Origin of the sequence: Hahella chejuensis KCTC 2396 (assembly GCF_000012985.1) — a bacterium.
Lineage (GTDB): Bacteria > Pseudomonadota > Gammaproteobacteria > Pseudomonadales > Oleiphilaceae > Hahella > Hahella chejuensis.
The window spans coordinates 3,149,168-3,171,584 of the sequence record NC_007645.1; the positions used below are offsets into that span (position 1 = coordinate 3,149,168).

Sequence of the window (22,417 nt, forward strand, 5' to 3'; positions counted from 1 at the left end):
TGCATCAACGACAGCTCAATGTCCTGATAGCGAATATAGAACGGCCCACGGCAAAGATAAAGCTCGGCGACAAGCACGTGAGGCTTATATGACGCCGGTCTCAAAGAAGGCGATCAGGGCGTCTGCAACCTTACGCACTCGTGGAGATCGTCGCAGGTCCGGGTGGATGACCAGCCATAGCTCTCGCATAACCGGACAGGCGGGCTTATGGATATGCTGTAATTGAGGATAAAAACGCTCCGGGCAGCCCCCCGGCATGCTGGAGAACTTGCCTATGGAAACTGTGGCGCGGTCGATTCAATTCACCCGTCCCAGCGTACGGCTGCAAAGCGGGCAAACCGTTGGGGCGGTGATACTGTCGGTGTAAGGACAAGAGGCTGCGTCCAGTCGAGTGCGGCTGGACGCGAAGCTGTCAATCTTGTGCTGCGGCTGATAGGCTTTGGCGCAATCAAGCCCTATGACCAATAAGGATATTGTTGTGACCTCTACTGTCTCTGCCTTGCCGTTGCAAATTTCATGTTTATACCGTGTGGAAGCGCTGGCGAAAGCCTGGCCGGCGACACACGTTATTTCTCTGCTTGATCCTGATATCAGCGAACAGGCGATCCCCAAGCTGGCCGCCCATGTGGAAGCGCATCACATCATTAGAATATTTGACCAGGAGAGAGCGGAAGCCACCCACCACTTTGACGCGGTGATCAGCGACGTCTTGAACACCTTGCAGGCGATTCTTGAGGGCCCCGCAAACCGCCTGGTCATCCACTGTCATGCCGGCGTGAGTCGCTCTACGGCAATAGGGTATGGCGCTTTGGCGTTAATGCATGGGCAGGGGCGGGAGGCAGACGCTTTTAACGAGTTGCTCAAGATCACCTGCAAGCCCTGGCCGAACAGACGCATTGTTGAGGCTATCGACACCGCCTTGAATCGCGGCGGGACCATGTTGGCGCCGTTGGACGCCTATCGGGAGGCGAACCCTTATCGCTTGGATAGCTACAGACGGCTGAACCGAAAGCGTGGGATAGTATCGAAAGTTCAGCGTTGAAGGCGTTGGCGGGGGATCAAAGAGGCTCCAACTGACCTTGGCGAGCGTAGCTTTCTTCAGTTGGCGGATACCAGATGGTAGAGAGTAAAAACGGGGGCTGGGCCGCCCCCAAGAGGTGTTAGTTCAGTCTTCAGCATTTATGCGGAGGTGATTCCAGGTTAGCTTGAACCCTGTCACTCCTGGACTTCCCTTTTAGCAAGGCGGCGAAAGACGCCTCCTGATTCCGAGGTATTACTTACACAAAAGGTCTACCGCTAACCCTGTTAATTCTAGAAGCCGGCGTTGCGGTGTTTGTAGAATATTTGGTGAAACTTTTGTGGCGTTTTTGCAATAGAAGAGAGGGCTTTCTATGGAGAGGTCTCACTTCTGCGGCGAGGTGGGCCAAGAGCCGACCAATCAGAAAAAACATGAAATATCGACAGGACTGTAGGGTGAATATCGCCAGACTCAAAGAAAAACTTGCCTCTGAAGATATTGACGACATTTATGATGCGTTAATTGATATCGGCAAAACCGACTGTTACGAGCTGATGGAAGATGTCAGGCGCTTTCTGCAACACCTGGAGCCGGATCTCCAGCGCGCCGCCATCATGGTGCTCGGTATATACTGGGCCGTACCGGACTTCAAACATGAACTAGTCCCTTTGATGAGCAAAGATGTGGACGATGACGTCAGAGCAACGGCGCTCATCAATTGGGTGGGGTATTACGCAGGGACAAAAGACCCAGCAGTCCTTCTCAGGCTCAATGACCTGTTGCGGGATAAAACGGAAGATATTTTCGTACGCATGGAGGCGTTAAGAGGCTTATTCAGAGTGGCGCAGTCGGGTATCGACGATACTTTAATGCGCCAACTGGAGAGAGCGCCTTCTTATGCGGAATTTGAGTCTTTGATTCCGTGGGAGTTGGTGGACAAGCTCATTGAGAAAGCGAGCTAAAAGCACTTGCCATGCTCCGTTTGTTCTTTTCCCAATAACTATGAGCGACTGAGCCGCCCCATTAATTCGAGGCGGCTTGCTAGGTCAACTTAATGTTGTAAAAAGCTCAGCAAATCCTGATTCAGCCGATCTTTATGAGTGTCTGTAATACCATGAGGCGCGCCTGGGTATTCGATGAGTTCGGCGTTTTTGATCAGTTTCACCGCGGCGCGGGCGGAGGCGTCGATGGGGACTATCTGATCGTCGTCGCCGTGCACGATCAGCGTGGGAATGTCGAACTTCTTCAGGTCATCGCGAAAGTCTGTGGCGGAGAACGCGGCGATTGAGTCGTAGGTGTTCTTGTGTCCGCCTTGCATGCCCTGGGCCCAGAATGACTGAATCATCCCTTGAGATGTTTGAGCGCCGGGACGATTGAAGCCGAAGAAAGGGCCCGATGCGATATCCAGATAAAGCTGGGAGCGATCTTTGAGAGACGCATTGCGGATATCGTCAAACACTTGCAGCGGCAAACCGATGGGATTGCTGTCCGTCTTTAACATCAGAGGCGTCACTGCGGAGATCAGCGCCGCCTTTTTGACCCGCTGCGTTCCGTGTCGACCAATATAGCGCGCCACTTCGCCGCCGCCTGTGGAGAATCCCACCAGAGTGACGTCTTTCAGGTCCAGAGTTTCGATCACGGTGGCGAGGTCGTCCGCATAATGATCCATATCATTGCCTTCCCAAGGCTGACTGGAGCGGCCGTGGCCGCGGCGATCATGCGCCACAACGCGATACCCCTTGTCAGCCAGGAACAGCATTTGCGACTCCCAGCTATCCGAACTCAGCGGCCAGCCATGACTGAAGACCACCACGGGCGCGCCTTTGGGCCCCCAGTCTTTATAGTAGATCTGTACGCCGTCACGGGTGGTGATGTAGTTCGCGGTCTGGGCGACTGCTGCGGCGGAATGCGTTGATATGGATGTATCGGCGGCGGATGCCTGCGCGGAGCCGGCCAGTGTGAAAAATGCCAGAGTCAGTGCGCTGAGAGGGCGGGTAAGTGATTTCATGTTTTCTCCTTAATGCTTTGATGTTTATGGCGCCCGTGGTCTTGGCCAACAAGCAGGAGCAACTTTACCTATGTTTCCAATACGATATATCATAAATAGTCTGTCAAATTTAACTTTGAGTATTTTTTATGGTTGATCGCCTGGCGGCGTTGCTGGAGCACTTTTCGATTAACGCCCGTGTGTTCAATACCGGCCCTTTGTGCGGGGTCACTGACGTATACGGAAAGGATCAGTATGGGCAGCTTCATCTGGTGCGCCAGGGGGCGGTGGAAGTGCGGCATGGCAGGAAAGTCGTCGCCGAAGTGGCGGAGCCGAGTCTGTTGTTTTATCCGCGGCCTTTGCCTCATCGCTTTGTCACTGATCCAGTGTTCGGCGCCGACTTCGCCTGCGCCAATCTGAGTTTTGAGGGCGGGGCGAACAATCCTGTCGTCGCCGCGCTGCCGGAATTTATCTGCCTGCCTCTATCTTCATTGCCGGGCGCTGCGCCGGTGTTGGACTTACTATTTCAGGAAGCCTTCGCCGGTTATTGCGGACGACAGGCAGTGTTGGACCGCCTCTTTGAAGTCGTCCTGATACAGGTGCTGAGGTATCTAATGGAAGACGGACGCACCCAGGTCGGCATGCTGGCTGGAATGGCGCACCCGCGACTGCGACTGGCGTTGGTGGCCATGCATGAACAGCCTGGAGAGGACTGGTCACTGGAAAAACTGGCTGATCATGCCGGTATGTCCCGTAGCGTATTCGCCAATCTGTTTCGCGACCGCGTCGGATGCACGCCGGGCGTTTACCTGCAACGCTGGCGTATCAGTCTTGCGCAACGGGCCTTGATGCAAGGGGAGCCGCTTAAGTTGATAGCCGGTGAGGTGGGCTATGGAAGCGAGGCGGCGTTATCGCGCGCGTTCAAGGCCTGTGTTGGATGCTCGCCAGGGGAGTGGCGCAAACACCAGGGACTTTAGCTCCCCGTTGTCATCCATAATGCGCACAAAATTCAGCCAATATTGCGCCCCCTGATCGGGGCGTAGTCCGTTTGCGATATTGTGAAAGAGATCGCATCTGTTACTGTTTCGCCACTGAGTTTACTTGGTTAACTCCGCTTGAACATACATAACAAATTGACTCTATTTCGCCATTTACCGGAAGGTCAAAAAGACGCGCTTACGCGATTGCGTTGCTGAATCTGAGTCATCGCACATAACGCATTAACCCGGCGAAATACAGATTTTTTAGTAGTAGATATGATTAAAAAAACGGCATTGTTTCTGGTTGTAATAGTTATTCTGGTCTTCCTTGTTTTTCGTGTGCTGGGTCCTTATTTGCGGGAACTTAAAAGCGATGAAACCGTCGCCCTCAAGGCCATTCCCGTCACCTATAACTGCGCGCGAGGAAACTGCATCGCTTTTGACGTCGAGTCCGTCGGCGCAGAAAAATATCAGCAGTACGTCAACAAGCTGATTTATCCCTACAGCGATTCGGAAGCGCAAGACGAGGTCGCTACACGCCTGGCGAATCTGCTATCCGACAGCCAGATTTCCGTGTGCATGAAAGGCGTATTGCACCAGTTTCCCATCGACTACCTCCGTCCTTTCCACAAAGGCTATGGCGGGTATGATTTTCAGTTGATGGAGATAGGGGAGAGCGCTTGTGAGGAGTGATAGCGGCCTCTAAATGACTCTCACTCAAGGCTGAGATTACTGGAACGTCACCGAAGATGCTGCAACCATCTCTAAAGTATTAATAGTAAGGGAATTACCTGAACTTTTGACAAGTCGCCAATTCCGTTTAAACGAACAGACATAGACTCCAATGCAGAAGCCGCTACAGGTATCGGTTGAGAACCAATGGGCGCCGGTTAACGTACTTATTAGGAGGGCGTGGCAGTAGGTCGTATCCAGGGAATGTCGGTTCTGCGTGGGAGAGCTGAGTGTGATGGCGCAGGACCTGTGTGCGACTTGCGCTAACCCGGCGGACGTCTATGATTGTTAAGGGAGTATTCACTGGAGAAAGAGAGCTTGGCGTCCGTTGATTTAACGTTGTCGGTGATCATTTGATTAGGTGGCGCTGTCCATGATTCGCTGTGTTTTATCTTGTGTGTTTGGCTTTTTACTGCTGCTTGCCGGTTACGGTTTCGCCGCTGATCAACCGTTTTCGCGCCAACTGGAATTAATCACGTCGTCTTCTATCGCACCTTATGTCATAGCCGAGGAAAATCGGGGGCTGGTCGTGGATATCATTCGCGAAGCGCTGTCTGAGCGGGACTATGAAGTTAACTTCATATACACCACCAACCGGCGTTTGTTTGCGGAGTTACGAAATCAGCGCGTGGATGGGGCCTTTAATCTGCCTCCGGGCAATTACTCCGAAGGCGGCTATTACCTTTCCGATCCGGTGGTTTACTACCAGAACGTAGTGGTGACGCTGAGCGACCATGCGGAAGGGATTATCAAGGTGGATGATCTCAAGGATAAACGTCTGGTTGTGTTCCAGAACGCGCCCCTTTATCTGCCCCCGGAATACGCCAGGATGGCGGCGCAAAATCCGCATATTGAAGAAGTCGTTAATCAGCAGTCGCAAGTGCAGATGCTGTTTCTGGAGCGCGCCGACGCGATCATTCTTGATAAGCGCATTTTCCATTACTACTTGAATCAATTACAGTCGACCAGCCCGATTTACCAAGCGCCATACACCGTTCACCCCTTGTTCAACAGCGCTCCCCGTTACGCTATTTTCAAATCCGCCAAGCTGCGTGATTTATTCAATCAACGGCTACAGACGTTGAAAGATAATGGTCGCTATGAAGCCATCGCGGACAACTATCTCAAGCTGGCGGAATAGTCCTGCAGTGTGCTTCGCACTGAGCTCTATGGGGGCTTAATATCTATCCGAATTTTTACGAAATTCGCGCCTGAAGTGATGCGCCTGGTTTGTCGGAGTCGGATTTGTCCATTGAGGTAAAGGGAGACCAGGTATACAAGGGCGCCTTCACCATCCACGGGATTTCATGCGTTTGAGCTGATACTCCATGGACGATTGATCCATCAGGCGGCTGATCTCTTTTAAGGACAGCTGTTTATAGCGTCTTTGTTCTTTGGAGGCGGGGGTATCGCCTAGCATCACCGGCTCTTCTTCAGACCATTTTTCGAGGTCTGTCAGATATTCAGAGCGATAACGTTGAATCGCTTCTTCGGCGAGTTGGCGAGGAGACTTTTGAGACTGCGTATCCATATGCAACACCTGGGCTGAAATACAAGTATAAGCAAGTTGGATTAAAAGGCATGACGGGATCGATGTCAAGTGTAATTGGCTTGTATTTCAAGGGAAGATGGCCAAAAGGCGGATAGGTGACAACCTATATTGAAAGCGAAGTTGTATATTGAGTGAGCGCCAGGGGAAATAAAAACCTCGCCGGACTCACCGACGAGGGAGCGATTTTCAGCGCGCAATCAATTGTTTAGCCTAAACGATTAAGACGCCTTAAGGGATTCCGGCAGGGTAACGCCGTTGGTTTTATACCAGCTTTGAGGATCTTTCTTTAAGTTGGCGATCAACTTCTCCAAGTCATCATATAAGGCGTGCCGGGGCTTCCAATCGAGAAGGTTGATGGCGCGGCTGATATCCAGCGCATAGTGATCCGACGACATATCCACCATAAAGGGCTTGATGAAAGGCTTTTCGCCTTTGTCGATGCTGTCGGGAATAATCGGCTCGGCCTTTTCCTCCAACCAGGCGCCGGCTTTGGCTACCGGTTTGGGAACCCGCAGAGTGCGCCAGTGTTCTTTGCCGTGAATCAATTCGCCAATGCGATCCTGTAATTCACCGTAGCTCACGGCATGGTCCTCACCAATCAACATGATGTTCTCTTTGGGCAGATCGCGGCGGCGCTGCAGCGTCTTTAAAAATGCCTGCATCAAGTCCTGGCGGTGCACATAGGCCTGGCCGGCGTCGGTGTCGCCAGGATACAAATGGCTTTCCAGATCTTTCTCATAGATACGCGCAATCTGTTGCGACAAGACCGGGGCGGCCTGTTTATCGTCATACAGCCCGGCGAGACGCAGGATACTGTAGGGCATGGCGCCGGCGTTCTCCTTGATGACGATTTCCGCTTTGGTTTTGTACTCGGGGTACACCCAGTCCGGGTCCAGAGGCGTTTCCTCGGTGATGGGGGCTCCATCAGGCTCGCTGGCGCGATGGACCAGCATGGTGCTGGAGTAAATGAAGCGTTCCACGTAGAAGTCCTGTAACGCCGTCATGAGATTGCGCGCGCCGTCCACATTGACTTTTTCATAGAGTGGAGAGTCTTCTCCCGTGAAGTCGAAATACGCAGCCAGATGAAAGACGGCGGCGATGTGACGGCCAAACTTTTCCCGAAATACGTCGAAGGTTTTCTTGACGTCATCCCAGGAAGTCAGGTCCAAGGTGTAGCTATGGTCGGCGAGAGGCGTTTCTTCACGGTCCATACCGATGACTTGGTATTTACCCGTCAAATTAAGAATAAGGCTGGAACCGATATCGCCGGCGGAACCGGTGACGATAACCAGCGGGAGTGTTGAGGTGTTTGTAGTATCGGACATGACTCTTTCCAATTTTCCTTTATCTAATGAGTGATGCGGCCGCTTCCTGCTGCGCACTGCGGTGGCGTGGCGCGGTGGATACGGATTGACCGCCGCCGTGAGAAAACGACCTCCTTGTCAGTTATCGGATACAAGGGCCGTGCCAGTCTAAAATGGGTGTCCTGGTAAGAACTAAGGTGGGTGCGTCGGGTGGCATGGTCTGCCGTCAAAGAGAAGTATGTAAAGCGTGACTGGCGTTGGCGTCGCAAGTAGCGGCGTCTACTACTGTTCCTGCGGCTAGAACATCCAGCGATTCCAATTACCGTAATGCCTGTTGATGTCGCCGCGCGGCAGACTCAACAGGATCAAGGCTACGCCGGCGGTGATGCTAGCGAGCGAGGCGTACAGGCCGGGTCCATAGGCGAAGGGCGTAAACAATAGACAGACGCCAAGCGGGATCAACAGAAAGCGCACTGGTCTGGCGACCTCCGTCAACGCGATCACCGCCACGGTAATGGTCAACGAACCAATCAGATGGTCCCAGTCCGCCATCCCTCCCTCGGTTCCGAACAGCAGTCGCGTGAACATCAAAGCCACGCCGATGAGTATGCTCACTGCGAGGTTCCATGGGAGTCCCACACCGCCGCCCACGATATCTTTCATAATGGCGGCCGGGCGTTGCTCGAAGCTGGGCTCCGGCGCGACGCGTCCGCCACTGTCCTCATCGCCGAGGAAAAACACTTTCCAAAGCGAGCGCCCCGCCTGTTTGCGTCGAAACAGAAATTGGCCTGTGGCCAACAACTCGTCCAGCGAGTAGGGGATCTGCAACAACATGGCGGTGGCCGCAATCAGACAGAGGGAGCACCAAGTCCCCAGCAAAATGGGCTGAATAATGATGAACGTGATGGAGACTATGCCCAGAGGCACAATCATGAATCCAAACAGCGCCACCAGCCAGGGCATGGTGCGCCAGCGTTTGGGGGAGCCCACCAGCCCTGAGAGGATTTCCAGCGCATAAGTTAATGCGCCCACGCCGGCGTCTGGAACCGGCCAGGCTTCGGACACATACGAAGTGATAATTTCCTCAGCGCCGTTTTGGGGATCGGTACGAGAGCCGGCGAAGAAGGGGTCCCACACTTCGGGAATATGCTGCAACTGATATGCGCACAGGTAAGTTGAAATTAGCAGTCCGACTATGGCCAAGGCGATTATCGGCAGACGTTGGAACCAGCTTGAGGGGTTGAAGTCCCACCCAGGGGGAATGTTGGTTTCATCCAGCTCCGCCCGTGATGAAACGCCGGGAGAGGGCGGTAGCCCGATAGCGAAGCCGATAACCAGAATGCCCGTCAGAGAGCTGTTCAAGTATGCAGCTGCGTTGGGTGTCCAGAATAGCAGCGGCGCGGACAACAGCCACAGTCCCACTATGGCGCAAACCCAGCGAGCGCAGCTCCACCGCCAGGACAAGGACGCGGAGGCGAAGACTAACAATACGACGCCCGCCGCTATATCGCTGTAAACCATGCCTGGCTCCCTGTAGTCTCGCAGCGCCGGCGAACAGACGAGCCAGAAAGCCAGGGCCATGTTCATGAAGTGAGCCCACAGGTTGCGGCTATGCAGGGCCCGGTATTGGTCGCGATGTACGATGGAGCGCGAAAATGGCGATGATGACCGGATAATCTGTTCCTGCATAGCGGGCTCCTTTTGTGTGTTCACGGGCGGATACGATTAGTTGTCAGAGCGCGGAGATGGCGTCCTTTATAGCGCTCACGAAAGCGTCGAGGTCGCCGGGATGACGGGCGGTAATGATATTGCGGTCGCGCACCGTGGCTTCGTCCACCCATTCAGCGCCAGCGTTTTTCATGTCGGTGATGATGGACTTGTAAGAGGTGGCGCGAATGCCGCGGACAATCTGAGCTTCAATCAATAGCCAGGGGCCGTGACAGATGGCGGCGATGGGTTTTTCGGCGATATTGAACTTGTGGATCAGATCTATCACTGTTTTTTCCACCCGCAGCAGATCAGGGTTGATCTGCCCTCCCGGCAACACAACTGCGTGATAATCCTCGACATCAATATCCTGCACGGTTTTGTCCACCGGCGCTTCCTCGCCCCAGTCCTTGCCGCTCCATCCACGAATGCGACCGGATTCCAAAGAGGCTACGTGAACCGTGGCGCCTGCGTTCCGCAGACGATCCCGGGGGACTTCCAGTTCGGATTGTTCGAACCCATGTGTGGCGATGATGAGAACCTTGGCTTCATTAATATTCATAGTGAATGCTTCCGTTTTTTGAGTTCCGTCTTGCGGCGCGGTTTCAAGTCCTGGAGCCACGCTGCGATGGGTGTCTTGATAGGTGCGGCAAATTCCTTGCCATGGCTGGATTCAAGCAAGGTGGGGGGTGGGAGGGCTTGAGAGCGGTTAGAGCAGCATCTCGGATTTGTGATTTCGACGGAACTTTTTCCAACTGTCTTGTAAAGCTTACAATTAAAACTTCCCGACTTTCCCCTTGGAAGCGTGAAGGCATATACTGAGGTCAGGCCGCGGCTGGTAGGGCGGAAAAGACACAACTTCGGGTAAGCGCATCGATGAATGGCGAACCATGAAAAAGGCGACATTGGTTGACGAAGGTTGGCATAAACTTGGCGCGCCTGACTGTCGCCCCGAGCAGGCGACTGCGTACATCACTTGCAAGTTGAGACAGCTTGACGAGATAAGGAGCAAGGAGGACTTGTCCGATAACGTGCTGAATAATCTGGACGACTGCAAAGACCAGTTCTCTCTTCTGATGAAGAGTATTTCCACCGACGATTATTATCCCCAATACATTTTTACGAATCGCTTGCTTGAATTGATTCAGATAGAGATCGAACAAGTGCGCGAAGATGGATAAAACCGCCTGTCTTAAATATCACTCCCTGAAAATGCTGATGACGCTGGATCTGAACAAAGCGTTAGAGCTCTTGGCGACTGAATATGGCGACTCTTTTTCATTGGACATTGTTTTGATGACCGATGCCGAGCGAGAGCGTTGCATGGATGTCTCTGAAGATGTAGTCATCATCAAAGAGCGATTCTGGATGTTTGAAAAGGAGGATGGCGGAGGCTTGATTCGCAGGGAGGATCTTGAGAAGAGGATTATCAACGAAGGCTGTAAGTAGGACTTGGTTAGCGCTGAACAAAAAAAGCCCCCAGGGCATCATGGGGGCTTCGGATGACGGAAAATGTTATTCCTCCATATGCTCCGTCAAATTCATTGAGGCTCTGGCGCCAGAGCCCGTTTTATAAGTGGCCACCAGCTGTATGCCGGAATAAGGCTTAAAGGCGTGCAGCATGATGTGGAAGGTGCCGGCGTAGGGATAGCGCCAGGAGCACCATTCCATCTGCTTGGTGGAATAAGGACGACAGTGGTAGTTACTCAGCGTTGGTTGGGACTGGTGCATGACGTGCATGTCCGCGTCGCCGGTTCCGCCGGACATTTCGATGCGCAGATCCGTCGCGCCGGCGGGCACGTTCAGGCGGAAATATGACTTCTCACCCTGTGCGCCGGAGAGGTTGCGGTATACCTGCCCATTGGACATTTCCCGGTTATTGCCCTGATCGTTGTCGTTTTCATAGCCAACCTGCAGAGAGATCCCTGAGTAGTTGGAGAAGGCGTGCAGCATGATGTAGTACTTGCCAGCCTGAGGCGTGCGGTAGTAGCACAGCTCGTCCTGAGTGGTGGTGTAAGGGCGGCAGTTATAGTTGTTGAAGCCGGGGCGGCCGTCGCGTTTGACGTACATGTCCACGTCGCCGCGTCCACCGCTGATCTTGAAGTACAGATTGCGCGAGCCTGCTGGGACATCCAACACATAGTAGGTCAGGTCTTCTTTATTGGCGGACATGTTCTGTACGGTCTGGCCGTTGCGCAGGGTGGTTTCAGAACTGTTGTCGTCCCCGCCATCGTCGCCGCCGTTATCATCGCCTCCGTCAGTTGGATCGCCGCCGTTGGGGACGCCGGGGTTGCTCAGGGAGCGGTTGGCGCAGTAGCGGTAGTTGTCTTTGCTCAGCCAGAAGTAGTTACAGTCGCCATCGTAGCTCCAACGGCCGGTTTTCACTTTGTAGCCGGATAAGGAAACGCCTTCGAGGTGGAAGTAGCTGCCGTTGTATTTCAAGCTGAAATGCTGGTGCGGGCCCGTGGAGCTGCCGCCGTCGCAGAGCGCCTGAGACTGGTTGTTGGCATAGTTCGCCAGTTTCTGGTTTCTGGAAACGGTGGCGCGATTCTGGAATTGAATATTGTCCAGATGATAGTAAGTGGTGGACCAGCCGCCTTCGTGCAGTACTTCAACAAAACAGGAAGAGTGACGAATCGCGGTGCCTCCCGCTGACGCCGCCGCCCATTTGTTGGAGGTGTTGGAGCCCCAGTAGCCGCCGTTGTTCAAGTCCAGAGAAGACAGGGGATAGCTGCCGCTGCCGGTATAAGTGTGCGCGCCGCCAAAGTACCACTGTTCGCCCACAGGAAAAGGCAACTGCAGTAAGTTATCCGGCGGTAGGGCGTTGCGCGTGTACGCGGCGAAACGATTCAGTGCCGGAGCGGCTGAAGGCGTGGTGGATTGAGCGGTTTCCGGGAACAGGCGATGGTAAACTTCCTGGAATTCCTCAATATCGCCCTCTGAGTTGTTACGCAATTCATCTGACAAAGACTCTGTTGCGATGCCCTGACCGACGAAAGCCAGGTTCTGTTGCTCTTGTCCTACTGTTCTATAGTAGTTGGTGGCGAGACGGGTGGCGATGTCCTGCACCTGTGCATTGAAGCCGGATTCAGAAGACAGGTCTCCCATCGGCTGCTGCATGGCCGCAAACTGGCGCTCGCCCCGGCTGAGCAGGCCGCTCTGCATTTCGATCAAAGTTATCAGGACTTTGGGGCTGACGGAGCTGTAACCGGCCCAGTGAGTAATGACGTCCGCCTGATCTTTCAAATGCGGCGCATGTTCTTCCAGGTATGCCGCCACGTCAAAGTTAAGCATCTCGTCATAGGAGTATATGAACTGGTCGTCGGGAATTGCATTGCTATCGTAGGCCTGTGCGAAAAACGGCAGGGCGGTTAACGCGCAGGTCAGGATAGACTTAATCATCCTTTTCATGAGGTTTCTCTTTGGGATTGAGTTGTAAGTATTAGAGTTATCTTGCGCAGTCTGTATGAAGGACGGGTCCGGTGGTATCAGTAAAACGGCAGAAATTCGACTCGTCCGGTCAGGGGTGGGGTTATCTCTAAAGGGTTATCCTCTATACCGTTTAGGGTAAGTGGCGTAAACGTTATGGGTGAACTTTGAAACTTTAGTTGTGTTTGTGGAGACGAAAATGAGGTATGTGGCGTATTTTGGCGAATTGATGATGGTCGGGCTGATAAGGATAAGAACTAAAGATGGGTGTCCTGCTAAGCAACGAAAGTGAAATGGCGCGCTATCAATCTCAATGTGCTGTAAAAGTGGGTGTCCATTTAGAACACCCGAGAAAATGCGGCTTTATCCCAAAGACTCCAGTTTCCATTTCAGCCGCTCCGTTGCCTGCCTGAGTATGAAGGGAAGGCGCTTGCCAAAGGAGTGCAAGGCGTACACGTCTCTGTCTTCCGCCTGCCAGTCCGGCGCGACTCTTTCCAATTCCCCCCGCCCAATGGCGTCCGCCACGAAAATTGAGGGCGCCAGAAGCAGACCTAAGCCATGCCGGGCATAGTTGATGGCCGCCGGTAGCGTATTGACGTGCATTGCCTTGCCTGCTTGCAAAGGAACCTGCTCGCCGTTGCTGTATAGCGAGGCTTTGTGCTGCCAGGGCAGCAGGATGAGGGTGTGATTGTCCAGTTGTCTGGGGTCTGGCTTGCCATGGGTGTCCTGATAGGCTTGCGAAGCAACCAGAAACGAACGTAGGACACCCAGTTTTAGTGCGTGATAGTCGCTGTCTTTCTGGGGACCGACTGTAATCGCCATATCCAGTTTATGTTCAAGCAGATCAAGTTTTTGATCAGAAAAAACAACATCGGCGGTGAGTTTAGGATACTGCCGACACAAGTCTGCGATGACTGACTCAACCAACAGAGACTCAAAAGCGTGAGGGGCGGTAATCGCGATCCGACCCTGAGGTTCTTGCTCAAAGTCCTGCAACTCATCCACTGCCAACTGCAGCGTTTCCGCCATTTGTTCGCAGCGCAATGCGAATTGGCGTCCCGCAGGCGTCAGATGCAGTCGTCGGGTGCTACGACTCAGCAATTTCGTGCCGACTAATGTTTCCAGTTGACTGATATAGGTGCTGATGGCTGAACGGGTGTGTCCGAGGTTTTCCGCCGCCCCAGTGAAAGAGCCGCACTTCACCACTTCGTTAAACACCAGCATACGGTACGGTAGCGCCTTTTGTTCATTATTTCTAAACATTGAGTTTTAAATAGGTCTAATTATTGCGTTATTGGATTCGAATATTATGCCTTCCGTTCCCAAAACAGCAAGTAGAGAGGAAAGTGAAATGTCTCAAATCGTTATCGAAGAAGTACTAAACGCCAGTCGTAAATGGATCGCCAGCTTCAACCGTGGCGATGTGGAAGGTTGCCTCTCCGGCTACCTGCCCGACGCGGTCATGCGTGTGGACCCCGTTGGAGAGTTCAAAGGCGCTGGCGCTATCGCCTTATTCTGGCGCGACTTCGCCAGTCTCAACCCCTCGCAGCTTGAGTATCTGGACGTAAACATTAAAGTCATCGACGCCAAGAGCGCTGTCCTTTCGGCTAACTGGCGCATGAACATCGCCAACGGCTTTATCAGCAAGGAGCTTTGGGTCAAGCAGGACAGCGGTGAATGGAAACTGGCGCAGGACGACTTCAGCGTTTTGAGCCTGACCCCACAATAAAGCGACTGAGCTTATCAGGACACCCACATTATTAACCGGACACCCATTTCAACGTTTGTCGATAACTCAGAGGTATCTATGAAAAGCACTTATGTTCTTGTACACGCCGCATGGCTGGGCGCTTGGGCTTGGAAACCGGTTGCGGACCAACTGACGGCCATGGGGCACACTGTCATTGCGCCTGATTTGCCCGGCCACGGAGCGGATCAAACGCCAGCCAAGCTGGTCCGGTTGCAAAACTACGTGGCGACTGTGCTGGACGCGGTGGATCGCTCAGAGCAACCGGTTATTCTGGTGGGGCACAGTTTTGCGGGAGTCACCATCAGCCAAGTGGCGGAGGCGCGGCCAGAGAAAATTCGCGGTCTGGTTTACCTGGCCGCATTCCTGCTGCCCAACGACGCTTCATTTGGCGATGCGGTGGCCGGTGTTACTGGGTCTTTGGCGGTGGATAACTTCTATTTGTCTGATGATAAAACTGAAGCCTATGTCGCTGCGGAGAAAGCTCACGCCGCCTTCGCGCAGGACGCTTCTGCAGAAGCCTTTGGCGAAGCCGCCAAGTATATGGTGGCGGAGCCCGCAGCTCCTTTGTTTGAAAAACTGAGCATCACTGAGACGCGCTGGGGAGCCATTCCCAAGTATTACATCGAAACCACTGAAGACAACGCAATTCCGTTGGCTGCGCAAAGGCAAATGGCTGAGCAGGGAGGCGTCCGCCGCACCTACTCATTAGCGACTGGTCATTGCCCAAACCTGACTCAGCCTGTGCAAGTGGCGGCATACTTGCAGTCGATTGCTGAAGACTTGTAACAGATTGAGACTGCGGGACATGCAGCGCTAATAGATACATGAGCCTATCAGGACATCCACTTTAATAAAGTGGATGTCCTTTTTGGTTTTAATTCTTCTTGCTGGGTTGTTTGTCTGGCGTCAGGACTTGACGCTCACAAACAATGCTGTTTATATGGCCAGTAGTCTGGGTTGTTAGTTCAAGGAAGAAAACCATGCCAAAGCCGCGGAAAGCGCAGATATCCATCGACGCCACCCCGTTTTATCACTGTATTTCCCGTTGTGTACGCCAGGCGTATTTATGCGGTCAGGATGTTGATGGCCGGGATTATTCGCATCGTCGGAAGTGGGTGGAGTCCAGAATCTTATTTCTCGCATCGGTATTCTCCATAGATGTATGCGCCTACGCGGTGATGAGCAACCACTTCCATGTCGTACTCCATATTAATCACAAACAAGTAGCCTCATGGAGTGATAGGGAAATTGTTAATCGCTGGAACAAGCTCTTCACCGGGACTGAACTGAGCTGGCGTTACTTGCGGGGAGAACCGTTAGATGAGGTCGATCTCCAGCGTTTGCAGAAGCAGATTGCTATTTGGCGTCAGCGTCTTGCTTGCATCAGTTGGTTTATGCGCTGTCTGAATGAACCTATTGCAAGAATGGCGAACCGGGAAGACGGCTGCACTGGACGATTTTGGGAGGGACGCTTCAAGTCTCAGGCGCTGCTGGATGAAAAAGCATTACTGGCTTGCCTTGCTTATGTCGATTTGAATCCCGTGCGAGCCAATCTGGCCAGGACGCCGGAAGAAAGCGCGTACACGTCTGTTCAAAGGCGAATCAGTGCTTTAAAAAGCGAACAACCGCATCAGCCCGCTAAACTCATGCCGTTTGTGGGTCCTCAGCGAAATATGGCCTCTCAGGGCATTCCCTTCGCCCTGGACGACTATTTGGCGCTCGTGGATTGGACGGGCAGGGCTCAAAGGGATGATAAACCTGGCTATATCCAGCAAAACTATCCGCCAATATTGCAACGCTTAAACTTCGAACCTAATCATTGGCTGACGGCCAGTCTTAAATTTGAGAGTCGCTTTAGTGGCTGGGTGGGAGCTTATTATCGTTTGAAGGCGGTCTGCGTCAAGTTGGGTTACACGCGGATTCCAGGCCGCGCCACATGCACATTGCTTTTGGCAGAGCAGAGCGCAGGGGCATGAAGAGCAAAATGAGCTGGATCTGTTAGAAGGACACCCACAATAAGCGCTGAGATTAAACCCTTTTCACCAGCTTTTGTATGATTTCCTGGGGCGTTTCGAAACAATAATCCGGCTGTTCTTCTTTCAGGCGCGTGAAAGTGTTGTAGCCCCAGGCGACGGAACCGCATTTTAGTCCGGCTTTGCGCGCGGCCTCGATGTCTCTCAATTCGTCACCGATATAAATCGCTTCGTGGGCCTGTATTTTTTCGTTTTTTAGAAGGGCTTTCAGCTTGTGCGCCTTGCCCGATAAAGACATGCCGCAACTGAAGTAGTCGAATACTTCAAGGTCATTGTGTTTGAGAAACATGCGGATATTGCTCTCGGAGTTGGAGGAGCCGATGCCCAATTTGTAGTCATGATCGCTTAAGCGACGCAGCGTTTCCTTAATGTGGGGAAACGGCTTGACGCTGGTCATCTTGCCGGCGGCGCGCTTCCTGAACTCTCTGGCTAACTGTGGCGTTCGCCAGGCGCTAATGCCCAAAAACTCCATGATTTCGCCGTAGGTTTTATCCCTCAGCGTTTCGCCTTCTTCTTCGGTGACATAGCGGAAATTATAAATCCTGGACATGTCCTGAATGTTCTTGAGGAACCAGGAATAAGTGTCGGCGATAGTCCCATCAAAATCGAAAATAACGTAGGCAACCACGTAAAAATCCTTTTTGTTCTAGTCGGACAACGAGTGGAAGACGGCGCTTAGACTTTAACGCGAGTAAAAAAGATAGCAGCTATTTGACGAAGGGAAAGCCGTTCAAGATAAATCCGGTGGTCGCCCACCGGATTTATGGTTAGGAAAAGAAGAGCGTCAATCGCACACTTGCCATTGAACGTCGCCGTGGCCGGTTCCAAAACGCTGCATAGTGTATTTCTCGATATCGATGAGATACCCGGTGCGGCCCAGGTTTTGAGTGCAGCAGCCGTCACAGTCCGAGTCTGAGCACATGTCATACACCACGACATCAATTTCCTTATCGCCCTGGCGAAGACGGAGGGTCTTGCCGTTCAGCCAGTTGAAATCCTTGGAGTGGACTGCGGCGATGTTATGCGCCTTGACCCAGCTTTCCGGTTGTACGCCATCCAGGCCAGCGAATTGTCCGGCCCATTGACAGCCATTGTATTTGATACATTCTTCACTGTTTGGGTCAGGGTATGACTCATAGTTGGTCAGGTTGGCTTCATTCCAGCTATTGATGGCGGAGCAGCTGGCGCCGTTGTCGCTTCCATCATCTGAGTCGCCTCCGTCATCATCCCCTCGATACTCATCCCAAAACCAATGGCTGATCACTGGGTCATAACCAGGGTTGGGGTGAACGGCGATATACAGTTTTCCCTTGTAGCGGACAATGTTTCCTTCCACATAGTTATGTCCTGACCGCCAGTCTGGAAAATCATCGGAGTCTCCATTCGTCGTCTCCATTTTGGATACGCGTACGGAAGAAGCGTCATTGTCACGGCTTAACTCGGCTGCATCAGAGGTATAGAAGTCGCGTACGCCTTTGAAGTTATTGTGCTGGAATACCTCCAGCCTGAGCCCGCTTGGAACTCGGGCGGAGGAGAGGTCGTCGTTCAATGCGCCACGGGAAATCAGACTGGACAGATTATAATCGCCTACGGGAAGCTCAACGGAGTACCCCTTAAAGTGGGTGTCTTCATAGAGTTTGACGGTTTTCTCTCCGTCGCCGCCTGATGCCGGTCCGTATACTTCCAGCTCCCACAGTGAATAGCCGTATTCTGTTCCGCGCTTTATGCCTTTGATGCGAACATAACGGCCGGAGGCGTTCAGATTGGTAAGGTCGTCAATGTCGCCATCCGCATTGGTGACTGAGCGGACTGTCGTCCAGGTTGAGGCGTCATTGGATACCTGCAAGTCATAGGCTTTCGCATAGGCGGCTTCCCACAAGAGCTTCACGCGGGATATGGAACGCTTCTCTCCCAAGTCGACATAGATCCAGGCTGTTCCGCCATAGGCGCTGCCCCAACGGGTGTTGGCGTCGCCATCCACCGCCATGTAACCGCTGAGATCACTTGATTCGATAGAAGAGGTCGTGACTGGTTGCATATGCGCCAGATTCTCTGCTGCGAAGACCGCGTGGCTCAAGGCTGCTCCCGCAGCGACGGATATGGCGAGAAAATGTTTACGCCAGTGGGATGAAATCATGGGTGTCCTACCTTATTGCTTTAGTTGGGTTCATTGGCGGTCAGGCTGGGCGGCGCCTGTCTTTAACGTGATACGTTTTCGAGTCTAGGTTGGGAATCGTTCCCAAACGATTATCCAAAGGGGCTAAAAGGGATCTAGTCCAAAGGTGGGCCGCCTTCTGTCCAGATACAGGCATCTATTACCTCTGTTTAACTGGTTATTAGCATGGCGATGATATTTGGCTGCCTGATTAATAATTAATTGTGGGTGTCCTGGTAATTTGTACGGCGGCGATGCGCTCATTGATATGAGAGCCTGCCTGACGGTAACTCGCTGAGGAAAAAAGTGGGTGTCCTATTTAAGTACTTGCTCAAATTCAACGCTAATATGGGTGTCCTGATAAGAGCAGGTTGACGCGACAGCCGTTGATAAAAAAGTCTAACCGCGCCACTCGACACAAACCGATCTGCACAACATAAGGGAATCAGCATGCTGAGTTTGTTTACGATCAGGGACAACGGAGTTCATGAGTCTTCGAGTACTGTGTCCCTGGAGACGCTACAGGCGGCGTCCTGGATTGATGCGCAGGCGCCGGATGCGGCGGAGCGCGAGCTGTTGGATGCTTTATTACCAGAGGATCTGCCGGAGTCATCGGCGGTGGAGGAGATTGAGTCCTCCGCGCGCTTTTTCACCGACGCCAACGGCGTGCATGTGCACTCGCTGTTTTTGTCGAGCGGGGACGGCCGACCAAGAACGGTCACGGTGGCGTTTATATTACAAACACAGCGACTGATTACCCTGCGGCATAGCGATTGCGCCGACTTTGGGTTGTTCCTGACGCGGGCGGAGAAAGGTCAGGTGGAAGTGTCTGGCCCGGCTCAGTTGCTGGTGGCGCTATTGGAGCAAAAAGTGGGAAATCTGGCGGATATAATCGAGGACACCCATCGTAAGCTTGACCATATCAGTCATCAGGTGCTGGAGCAGGGCGGCGATTTGCAGGCCGCCATCGGGGGACTGGCGCGAGTGGAGGATTTAAACGGCAAGGTGCGTCTGTGTCTGATGGATACGCAGCGCTCCATTTCCTTTCTACAGCGACACGCCAAACCCTGGCCGGAGATGCAGCAGACTTGCCAGGAGATCATGCGCGATGTGGAGACGCTGATGTCCCACACCACATTTTTGTTCGAAAAGATCAACTACTTGATGGACTACACACAGGGGTTCATCAATATTCATCAGAACCAGATCATTAAAATCTTCTCCATCGCCTCCGTGGTTTTGCTGCCGCCCACTCTCATTGCAAGTATCTATGGTATGAATTTCGACTATATTCCTGAGCTGAAATGGCTGCTGGGATATCCCTGGGCGATTGGAGTGATGATTGTGTCCGCCGTGACGCCCTACTTGTATTTCAAGCGCAAGGGCTGGCTGTAGACCGCCATTGGAATAGAGGCTGAGAATTGCGATATTACGACGAAATTTGATGTATATCCGTTTTGAAGTGTTGCTATCTGCGCATAATAATGCGCTTTTAGGATTTTTATATGTGACCAAGGAATCAGGAATGAGACGTTTGACACTACAAGAAGCCGCACGATTATCAATCCCATTGTTGGACCTGACTTCGCTGAATGACGCGGATACGGACGCCAGCATCACCGCACTTTGCCAGAAAGCGCGCACCCCGGAAGGTTGGGTGGCGGCGGTGTGCGTATACCCCCGCTTTGTCGCTTTGGCGAAACAGATTTTGAGCGAGGCGCCTGTAAAAGTGGCGACGGTGGTCAATTTTCCTCACGGTGAAGCGCCAGCCGATGTGGTGATTGTGGAAACCACCGAAGCCATTCGCGCCGGCGCGGATGAGATCGACCTTGTGTTTCCATACAAAGCCCTGTTGGCGGGAGATGAAAACACCGGGCGCAAATTGGTGGCTGCCGTGAAAGCCGCCTGCGGCGAAGCTGTGCGGTTGAAGGTCATCATTGAATCCGGTGAATTGAAAACCCCGGATAATGTGCGACGCGCCAGCGAGTTGGCGATCGCCGCCGGCGCGGATTTTCTAAAGACATCCACCGGAAAAGTGAAGGTCAACGCGACCCTGGATGCGGCGGAAGTCATGCTTAATTGTATCCGGGAGTCCCGCGCGCCGGTGGGATTCAAAGCTGCTGGCGGCGTCAGCACGCCGGAGCAGGCGCGCCTCTATCTTAGTCTGGCGATGAACATCATGGGCGATGATTGGGTGTCCCCGGATAACTTCCGTTTTGGCGCAAGCAGTCTGTTGCATAATTTGCTGGTGTTGCTGGGACACGGTTCCGACCACGCCACTCTGGAATACTAATCCGCGTCGAGCGAACCGCGCTGGCGACACAATATTAATATGGCAATGATATTGGCATGTTAATAATCAGGCGCATGGATGCGCCTGCGCGGCGGTCAGCCGCGGGAGACAGGGCCTGACATGTGCGGGCCCTGTCGTTGCAGACAAATAGAAGGAAGCTATTTGTCTGCCTGATTAATAACAACGAGCCGTCATGGAGACACAAGTACTTTTAAGGAGAGAGTGTGAGCAGGGCAATTTTGATCGTATTGGACAGCTTTGGCATTGGCGCCACCGCTGATGCGCAACGTTTTGGCGACGCCGGAGCCAATACCTTGTTACATATCGCTGAAGCCTGCGCCGCCGGCGCCTGCGACAGCCAAGGCAGAACAGGTCCATTGCGGCTCCCCAACCTGAACCGGCTGGGGCTGGGGAGAGCCGGGGAAGCCAGTTGCGGCGCTGCGGCGCCCGGATTGGAGCAGGCTCCGGAGATTATCGGCACTTACGGCTTCGCGGAAGAACTGAGTTCCGGCAAAGACACGCCTTCCGGTCATTGGGAAATCGCTGGCGTTCCCGTACTTTTCGATTGGGGGTATTTCACCGATAAGCAGCAAAGCTTTCCGCCGGAGCTGCTCGACGCCATTATCAAAGAGGCCAGACTACCCGGCGTACTGGGCAATGTTCACGCTTCCGGCACTCAGATCATCAAAGACCTGGGCATGGAGCATAGGGCCACGGGCAAGCCGATTTTTTACACCAGTGCGGACAGCGTCGTGCAGATTGCTTGTCATGAGGAAACTTTCGGTCTGCAGCGCCTGTATGAGCTGTGCCAGATCACCCGTAAACATATCGATCCCTATAACATCGCCCGCGTCATCGCGCGTCCCTTTGTCGGCGCATCGCCAGAGGGTTTTCGTCGCACCGGGGCCCGTCGCGACTTCGCCACGCCGCCGCACAAACCCACCTTGCTGGACAAACTGAACAACCATGGGAAGCAGGTGATCGCCATCGGTAAGATCTCTGATATCTACGCTGGCAAAGGCGTCAGCCGTTCTGTTAAAGCGGATGGTTTGGGAGCGCTGGTGGAGGCGACATTGACGGTGATGAACGAGACCGATGAAGCCGCGGCTAAGCAGGACACCCTGATTTTCACCAACCTGGTGGACTTCGATATGCTTTACGGCCACCGTCGCGATGTAACTGGCTATGCGAAGGCGCTGGAAGATTTCGACGCCATGTTGCCCGACCTTCTCGGCGCCATGATGGATGATGATCTGCTGATTCTGACTGCGGACCACGGCTGCGACCCCACGTGGCCGGGAAGCGACCACACACGGGAGCACATTCCCATTCTGATGTACGGCAAGCGCGCGCCACATGGTTTTATCGGCGCCAGAAAAACCTTCGCCGATATCGGACAGACCCTGGCGGAATATTTTCAGCTGGATCGACTGGACTTCGGCGAGTCATTTCTCGTTGCGGACAAATAGAAGAAAGC

General features: G+C 53.3%; 23 protein-coding genes. 13 read left to right on the forward strand and 10 right to left on the reverse strand.

What is annotated here, in order from left to right; genetic code table 11:
• Positions 1 to 84: 84 nt before the first annotated feature.
• A complete protein-coding gene (locus HCH_RS34255; protein ID WP_011396884.1) occupies positions 85 to 258 on the reverse strand; it encodes a hypothetical protein in 174 nt (57 codons plus the stop codon).
• Positions 259 to 478: 220 nt separating this feature from the next.
• On the opposite strand from HCH_RS34255, the gene HCH_RS13730 reads away from it, so the two are divergent.
• Together HCH_RS13730 and HCH_RS13735 are read left to right on the forward strand one after the other, a co-directional pair.
• A complete protein-coding gene (locus HCH_RS13730) occupies positions 479 to 1,042 on the forward strand; it encodes a protein-tyrosine-phosphatase (protein ID WP_011396886.1) in 564 nt (187 codons plus the stop codon).
• A gap of 407 nt (positions 1,043 to 1,449) precedes the next feature.
• Positions 1,450 to 1,980, forward strand: a complete 531-nt coding sequence (locus tag HCH_RS13735) for a HEAT repeat domain-containing protein (protein WP_011396887.1) — start codon at positions 1,450 to 1,452, stop codon at positions 1,978 to 1,980.
• 89 nt (positions 1,981 to 2,069) lie between these two features.
• On the opposite strand, the gene HCH_RS13740 is transcribed toward HCH_RS13735, so the two are convergent.
• Entirely contained in the window at positions 2,070 to 3,026 is a 957-nt protein-coding gene (locus HCH_RS13740) for an alpha/beta fold hydrolase (protein WP_011396888.1), read from the reverse strand.
• A gap of 128 nt (positions 3,027 to 3,154) precedes the next feature.
• On the opposite strand from HCH_RS13740, the gene HCH_RS13745 reads away from it, so the two are divergent.
• The 3 genes from HCH_RS13745 to HCH_RS13755 all read left to right on the forward strand — a co-directional run bounded on the left by HCH_RS13745 (position 3,155) and on the right by HCH_RS13755 (position 5,858).
• Positions 3,155 to 3,982, forward strand: a complete 828-nt coding sequence (locus HCH_RS13745; protein WP_011396889.1) for an AraC family transcriptional regulator — start codon at positions 3,155 to 3,157, stop codon at positions 3,980 to 3,982.
• Between the two features lie 279 nt (positions 3,983 to 4,261).
• A complete protein-coding gene (locus HCH_RS13750) occupies positions 4,262 to 4,678 on the forward strand; it encodes a hypothetical protein (RefSeq protein WP_011396890.1) in 417 nt (138 codons plus the stop codon).
• Between the two features lie 412 nt (positions 4,679 to 5,090).
• Positions 5,091 to 5,858 (forward strand): substrate-binding periplasmic protein, encoded by a 768-nt coding sequence (locus tag HCH_RS13755; protein WP_011396891.1) that lies wholly within the window; start codon positions 5,091 to 5,093, stop codon positions 5,856 to 5,858.
• Between the two features lie 147 nt (positions 5,859 to 6,005).
• On the opposite strand, the gene HCH_RS13760 is transcribed toward HCH_RS13755, so the two are convergent.
• From HCH_RS13760 to HCH_RS13775, 4 genes are all read right to left on the reverse strand, one after another.
• On the reverse strand, positions 6,006 to 6,248 hold the full coding sequence (locus HCH_RS13760) for a hypothetical protein (RefSeq protein WP_011396892.1): 243 nt from the start codon (positions 6,246 to 6,248) through the stop codon (positions 6,006 to 6,008).
• A gap of 239 nt (positions 6,249 to 6,487) precedes the next feature.
• Complete coding sequence (locus HCH_RS13765) at positions 6,488 to 7,594, reverse strand: NAD-dependent epimerase/dehydratase family protein (protein WP_011396893.1); 1,107 nt, start codon at positions 7,592 to 7,594, stop codon at positions 6,488 to 6,490.
• A 276-nt stretch (positions 7,595 to 7,870) separates the two neighbouring features.
• Complete coding sequence (locus tag HCH_RS13770) at positions 7,871 to 9,262, reverse strand: vitamin K epoxide reductase family protein (protein WP_011396895.1); 1,392 nt, start codon at positions 9,260 to 9,262, stop codon at positions 7,871 to 7,873.
• A gap of 43 nt (positions 9,263 to 9,305) precedes the next feature.
• On the reverse strand, positions 9,306 to 9,842 hold the full coding sequence (locus HCH_RS13775; RefSeq protein ID WP_041599553.1) for a type 1 glutamine amidotransferase domain-containing protein: 537 nt from the start codon (positions 9,840 to 9,842) through the stop codon (positions 9,306 to 9,308).
• A 328-nt stretch (positions 9,843 to 10,170) separates the two neighbouring features.
• Between HCH_RS13775 and HCH_RS13780 the strand changes: the two genes are divergently transcribed.
• Positions 10,171 to 10,461: a hypothetical protein gene (locus tag HCH_RS13780; RefSeq protein ID WP_011396898.1), complete on the forward strand. Its 291-nt coding sequence runs from the start codon at positions 10,171 to 10,173 to the stop codon at positions 10,459 to 10,461.
• Entirely contained in the window at positions 10,454 to 10,729 is a 276-nt protein-coding gene (locus tag HCH_RS13785; RefSeq protein WP_011396899.1) for a hypothetical protein, read from the forward strand. The genes HCH_RS13780 and HCH_RS13785 overlap by 8 nt, the downstream gene beginning before the upstream one ends.
• A gap of 66 nt (positions 10,730 to 10,795) precedes the next feature.
• Here the strand turns inward: HCH_RS13785 and HCH_RS13790 are convergent, their stop codons facing one another.
• Positions 10,796 to 12,691, reverse strand: coding sequence for a pre-peptidase C-terminal domain-containing protein (locus HCH_RS13790; RefSeq protein WP_011396900.1), 1,896 nt, complete (start codon positions 12,689 to 12,691; stop codon positions 10,796 to 10,798).
• Between the two features lie 381 nt (positions 12,692 to 13,072).
• Positions 13,073 to 13,933, reverse strand: a complete 861-nt coding sequence (locus tag HCH_RS13795) for a LysR family transcriptional regulator (RefSeq protein ID WP_041598652.1) — start codon at positions 13,931 to 13,933, stop codon at positions 13,073 to 13,075.
• 127 nt (positions 13,934 to 14,060) lie between these two features.
• On the opposite strand from HCH_RS13795, the gene HCH_RS13800 reads away from it, so the two are divergent.
• The 3 genes from HCH_RS13800 to HCH_RS13810 all read left to right on the forward strand — a co-directional run bounded on the left by HCH_RS13800 (position 14,061) and on the right by HCH_RS13810 (position 16,435).
• A complete protein-coding gene (locus HCH_RS13800) occupies positions 14,061 to 14,438 on the forward strand; it encodes a YybH family protein (RefSeq protein ID WP_011396902.1) in 378 nt (125 codons plus the stop codon).
• 78 nt (positions 14,439 to 14,516) lie between these two features.
• Positions 14,517 to 15,245, forward strand: a complete 729-nt coding sequence (locus HCH_RS13805) for an alpha/beta fold hydrolase (RefSeq protein WP_011396903.1) — start codon at positions 14,517 to 14,519, stop codon at positions 15,243 to 15,245.
• A gap of 194 nt (positions 15,246 to 15,439) precedes the next feature.
• Positions 15,440 to 16,435: a hypothetical protein gene (locus HCH_RS13810; protein WP_011396905.1), complete on the forward strand. Its 996-nt coding sequence runs from the start codon at positions 15,440 to 15,442 to the stop codon at positions 16,433 to 16,435.
• A gap of 52 nt (positions 16,436 to 16,487) precedes the next feature.
• Here HCH_RS13810 and HCH_RS13815 read toward each other — a convergent pair whose 3' ends face one another.
• Positions 16,488 to 17,120, reverse strand: a complete 633-nt coding sequence (locus tag HCH_RS13815; RefSeq protein ID WP_011396906.1) for an HAD-IA family hydrolase — start codon at positions 17,118 to 17,120, stop codon at positions 16,488 to 16,490.
• Between the two features lie 156 nt (positions 17,121 to 17,276).
• Positions 17,277 to 18,629: a discoidin domain-containing protein gene (locus tag HCH_RS32360; protein ID WP_011396907.1), complete on the reverse strand. Its 1,353-nt coding sequence runs from the start codon at positions 18,627 to 18,629 to the stop codon at positions 17,277 to 17,279.
• A 468-nt stretch (positions 18,630 to 19,097) separates the two neighbouring features.
• Between HCH_RS32360 and corA the strand changes: the two genes are divergently transcribed.
• The 3 genes from corA (at position 19,098) to HCH_RS13840 (ending at position 22,409) form a co-directional block, all read left to right on the forward strand.
• The gene (gene corA, locus HCH_RS13830) at positions 19,098 to 20,042 is read left to right on the forward strand and encodes a magnesium/cobalt transporter CorA (RefSeq protein WP_011396908.1); all 945 of its coding nucleotides are present in this window, start codon (positions 19,098 to 19,100) and stop codon (positions 20,040 to 20,042) included.
• A 130-nt stretch (positions 20,043 to 20,172) separates the two neighbouring features.
• Positions 20,173 to 20,940: a deoxyribose-phosphate aldolase gene (gene deoC, locus HCH_RS13835; protein ID WP_011396909.1), complete on the forward strand. Its 768-nt coding sequence runs from the start codon at positions 20,173 to 20,175 to the stop codon at positions 20,938 to 20,940.
• Positions 20,941 to 21,164: 224 nt separating this feature from the next.
• Complete coding sequence (locus HCH_RS13840) at positions 21,165 to 22,409, forward strand: phosphopentomutase (RefSeq protein ID WP_011396910.1); 1,245 nt, start codon at positions 21,165 to 21,167, stop codon at positions 22,407 to 22,409.
• The last annotated feature ends 8 nt before the right edge of the window (positions 22,410 to 22,417 follow it).

Coding starts and splice junctions, on each gene's coding strand:
- deoC (WP_011396909.1), top strand. CDS start 20,173: ATGAGACGTTTGACACTACAAGAAGCCGCACGATTATCAATCCCATTG.
- HCH_RS13760 (WP_011396892.1), bottom strand. CDS start 6,248: ATGGATACGCAGTCTCAAAAGTCTCCTCGCCAACTCGCCGAAGAAGCG.
- HCH_RS13740 (WP_011396888.1), bottom strand. CDS start 3,026: ATGAAATCACTTACCCGCCCTCTCAGCGCACTGACTCTGGCATTTTTC.
- HCH_RS13795 (WP_041598652.1), bottom strand. CDS start 13,933: ATGCTGGTGTTTAACGAAGTGGTGAAGTGCGGCTCTTTCACTGGGGCG.
- HCH_RS13790 (WP_011396900.1), bottom strand. CDS start 12,691: ATGAAAAGGATGATTAAGTCTATCCTGACCTGCGCGTTAACCGCCCTG.
- HCH_RS13770 (WP_011396895.1), bottom strand. CDS start 9,262: ATGCAGGAACAGATTATCCGGTCATCATCGCCATTTTCGCGCTCCATC.
- HCH_RS13810 (WP_011396905.1), top strand. CDS start 15,440: ATGCCAAAGCCGCGGAAAGCGCAGATATCCATCGACGCCACCCCGTTT.
- HCH_RS13735 (WP_011396887.1), top strand. CDS start 1,450: ATGAAATATCGACAGGACTGTAGGGTGAATATCGCCAGACTCAAAGAA.
- corA (WP_011396908.1), top strand. CDS start 19,098: ATGCTGAGTTTGTTTACGATCAGGGACAACGGAGTTCATGAGTCTTCG.
- HCH_RS13785 (WP_011396899.1), top strand. CDS start 10,454: ATGGATAAAACCGCCTGTCTTAAATATCACTCCCTGAAAATGCTGATG.
- HCH_RS34255 (WP_011396884.1), bottom strand. CDS start 258: ATGCCGGGGGGCTGCCCGGAGCGTTTTTATCCTCAATTACAGCATATC.
- HCH_RS13805 (WP_011396903.1), top strand. CDS start 14,517: ATGAAAAGCACTTATGTTCTTGTACACGCCGCATGGCTGGGCGCTTGG.
- HCH_RS13745 (WP_011396889.1), top strand. CDS start 3,155: ATGGTTGATCGCCTGGCGGCGTTGCTGGAGCACTTTTCGATTAACGCC.
- HCH_RS13800 (WP_011396902.1), top strand. CDS start 14,061: ATGTCTCAAATCGTTATCGAAGAAGTACTAAACGCCAGTCGTAAATGG.
- HCH_RS13775 (WP_041599553.1), bottom strand. CDS start 9,842: ATGAATATTAATGAAGCCAAGGTTCTCATCATCGCCACACATGGGTTC.
- HCH_RS13750 (WP_011396890.1), top strand. CDS start 4,262: ATGATTAAAAAAACGGCATTGTTTCTGGTTGTAATAGTTATTCTGGTC.
- HCH_RS13780 (WP_011396898.1), top strand. CDS start 10,171: ATGAAAAAGGCGACATTGGTTGACGAAGGTTGGCATAAACTTGGCGCG.
- HCH_RS13765 (WP_011396893.1), bottom strand. CDS start 7,594: ATGTCCGATACTACAAACACCTCAACACTCCCGCTGGTTATCGTCACC.
- HCH_RS32360 (WP_011396907.1), bottom strand. CDS start 18,629: ATGATTTCATCCCACTGGCGTAAACATTTTCTCGCCATATCCGTCGCT.
- HCH_RS13755 (WP_011396891.1), top strand. CDS start 5,091: ATGATTCGCTGTGTTTTATCTTGTGTGTTTGGCTTTTTACTGCTGCTT.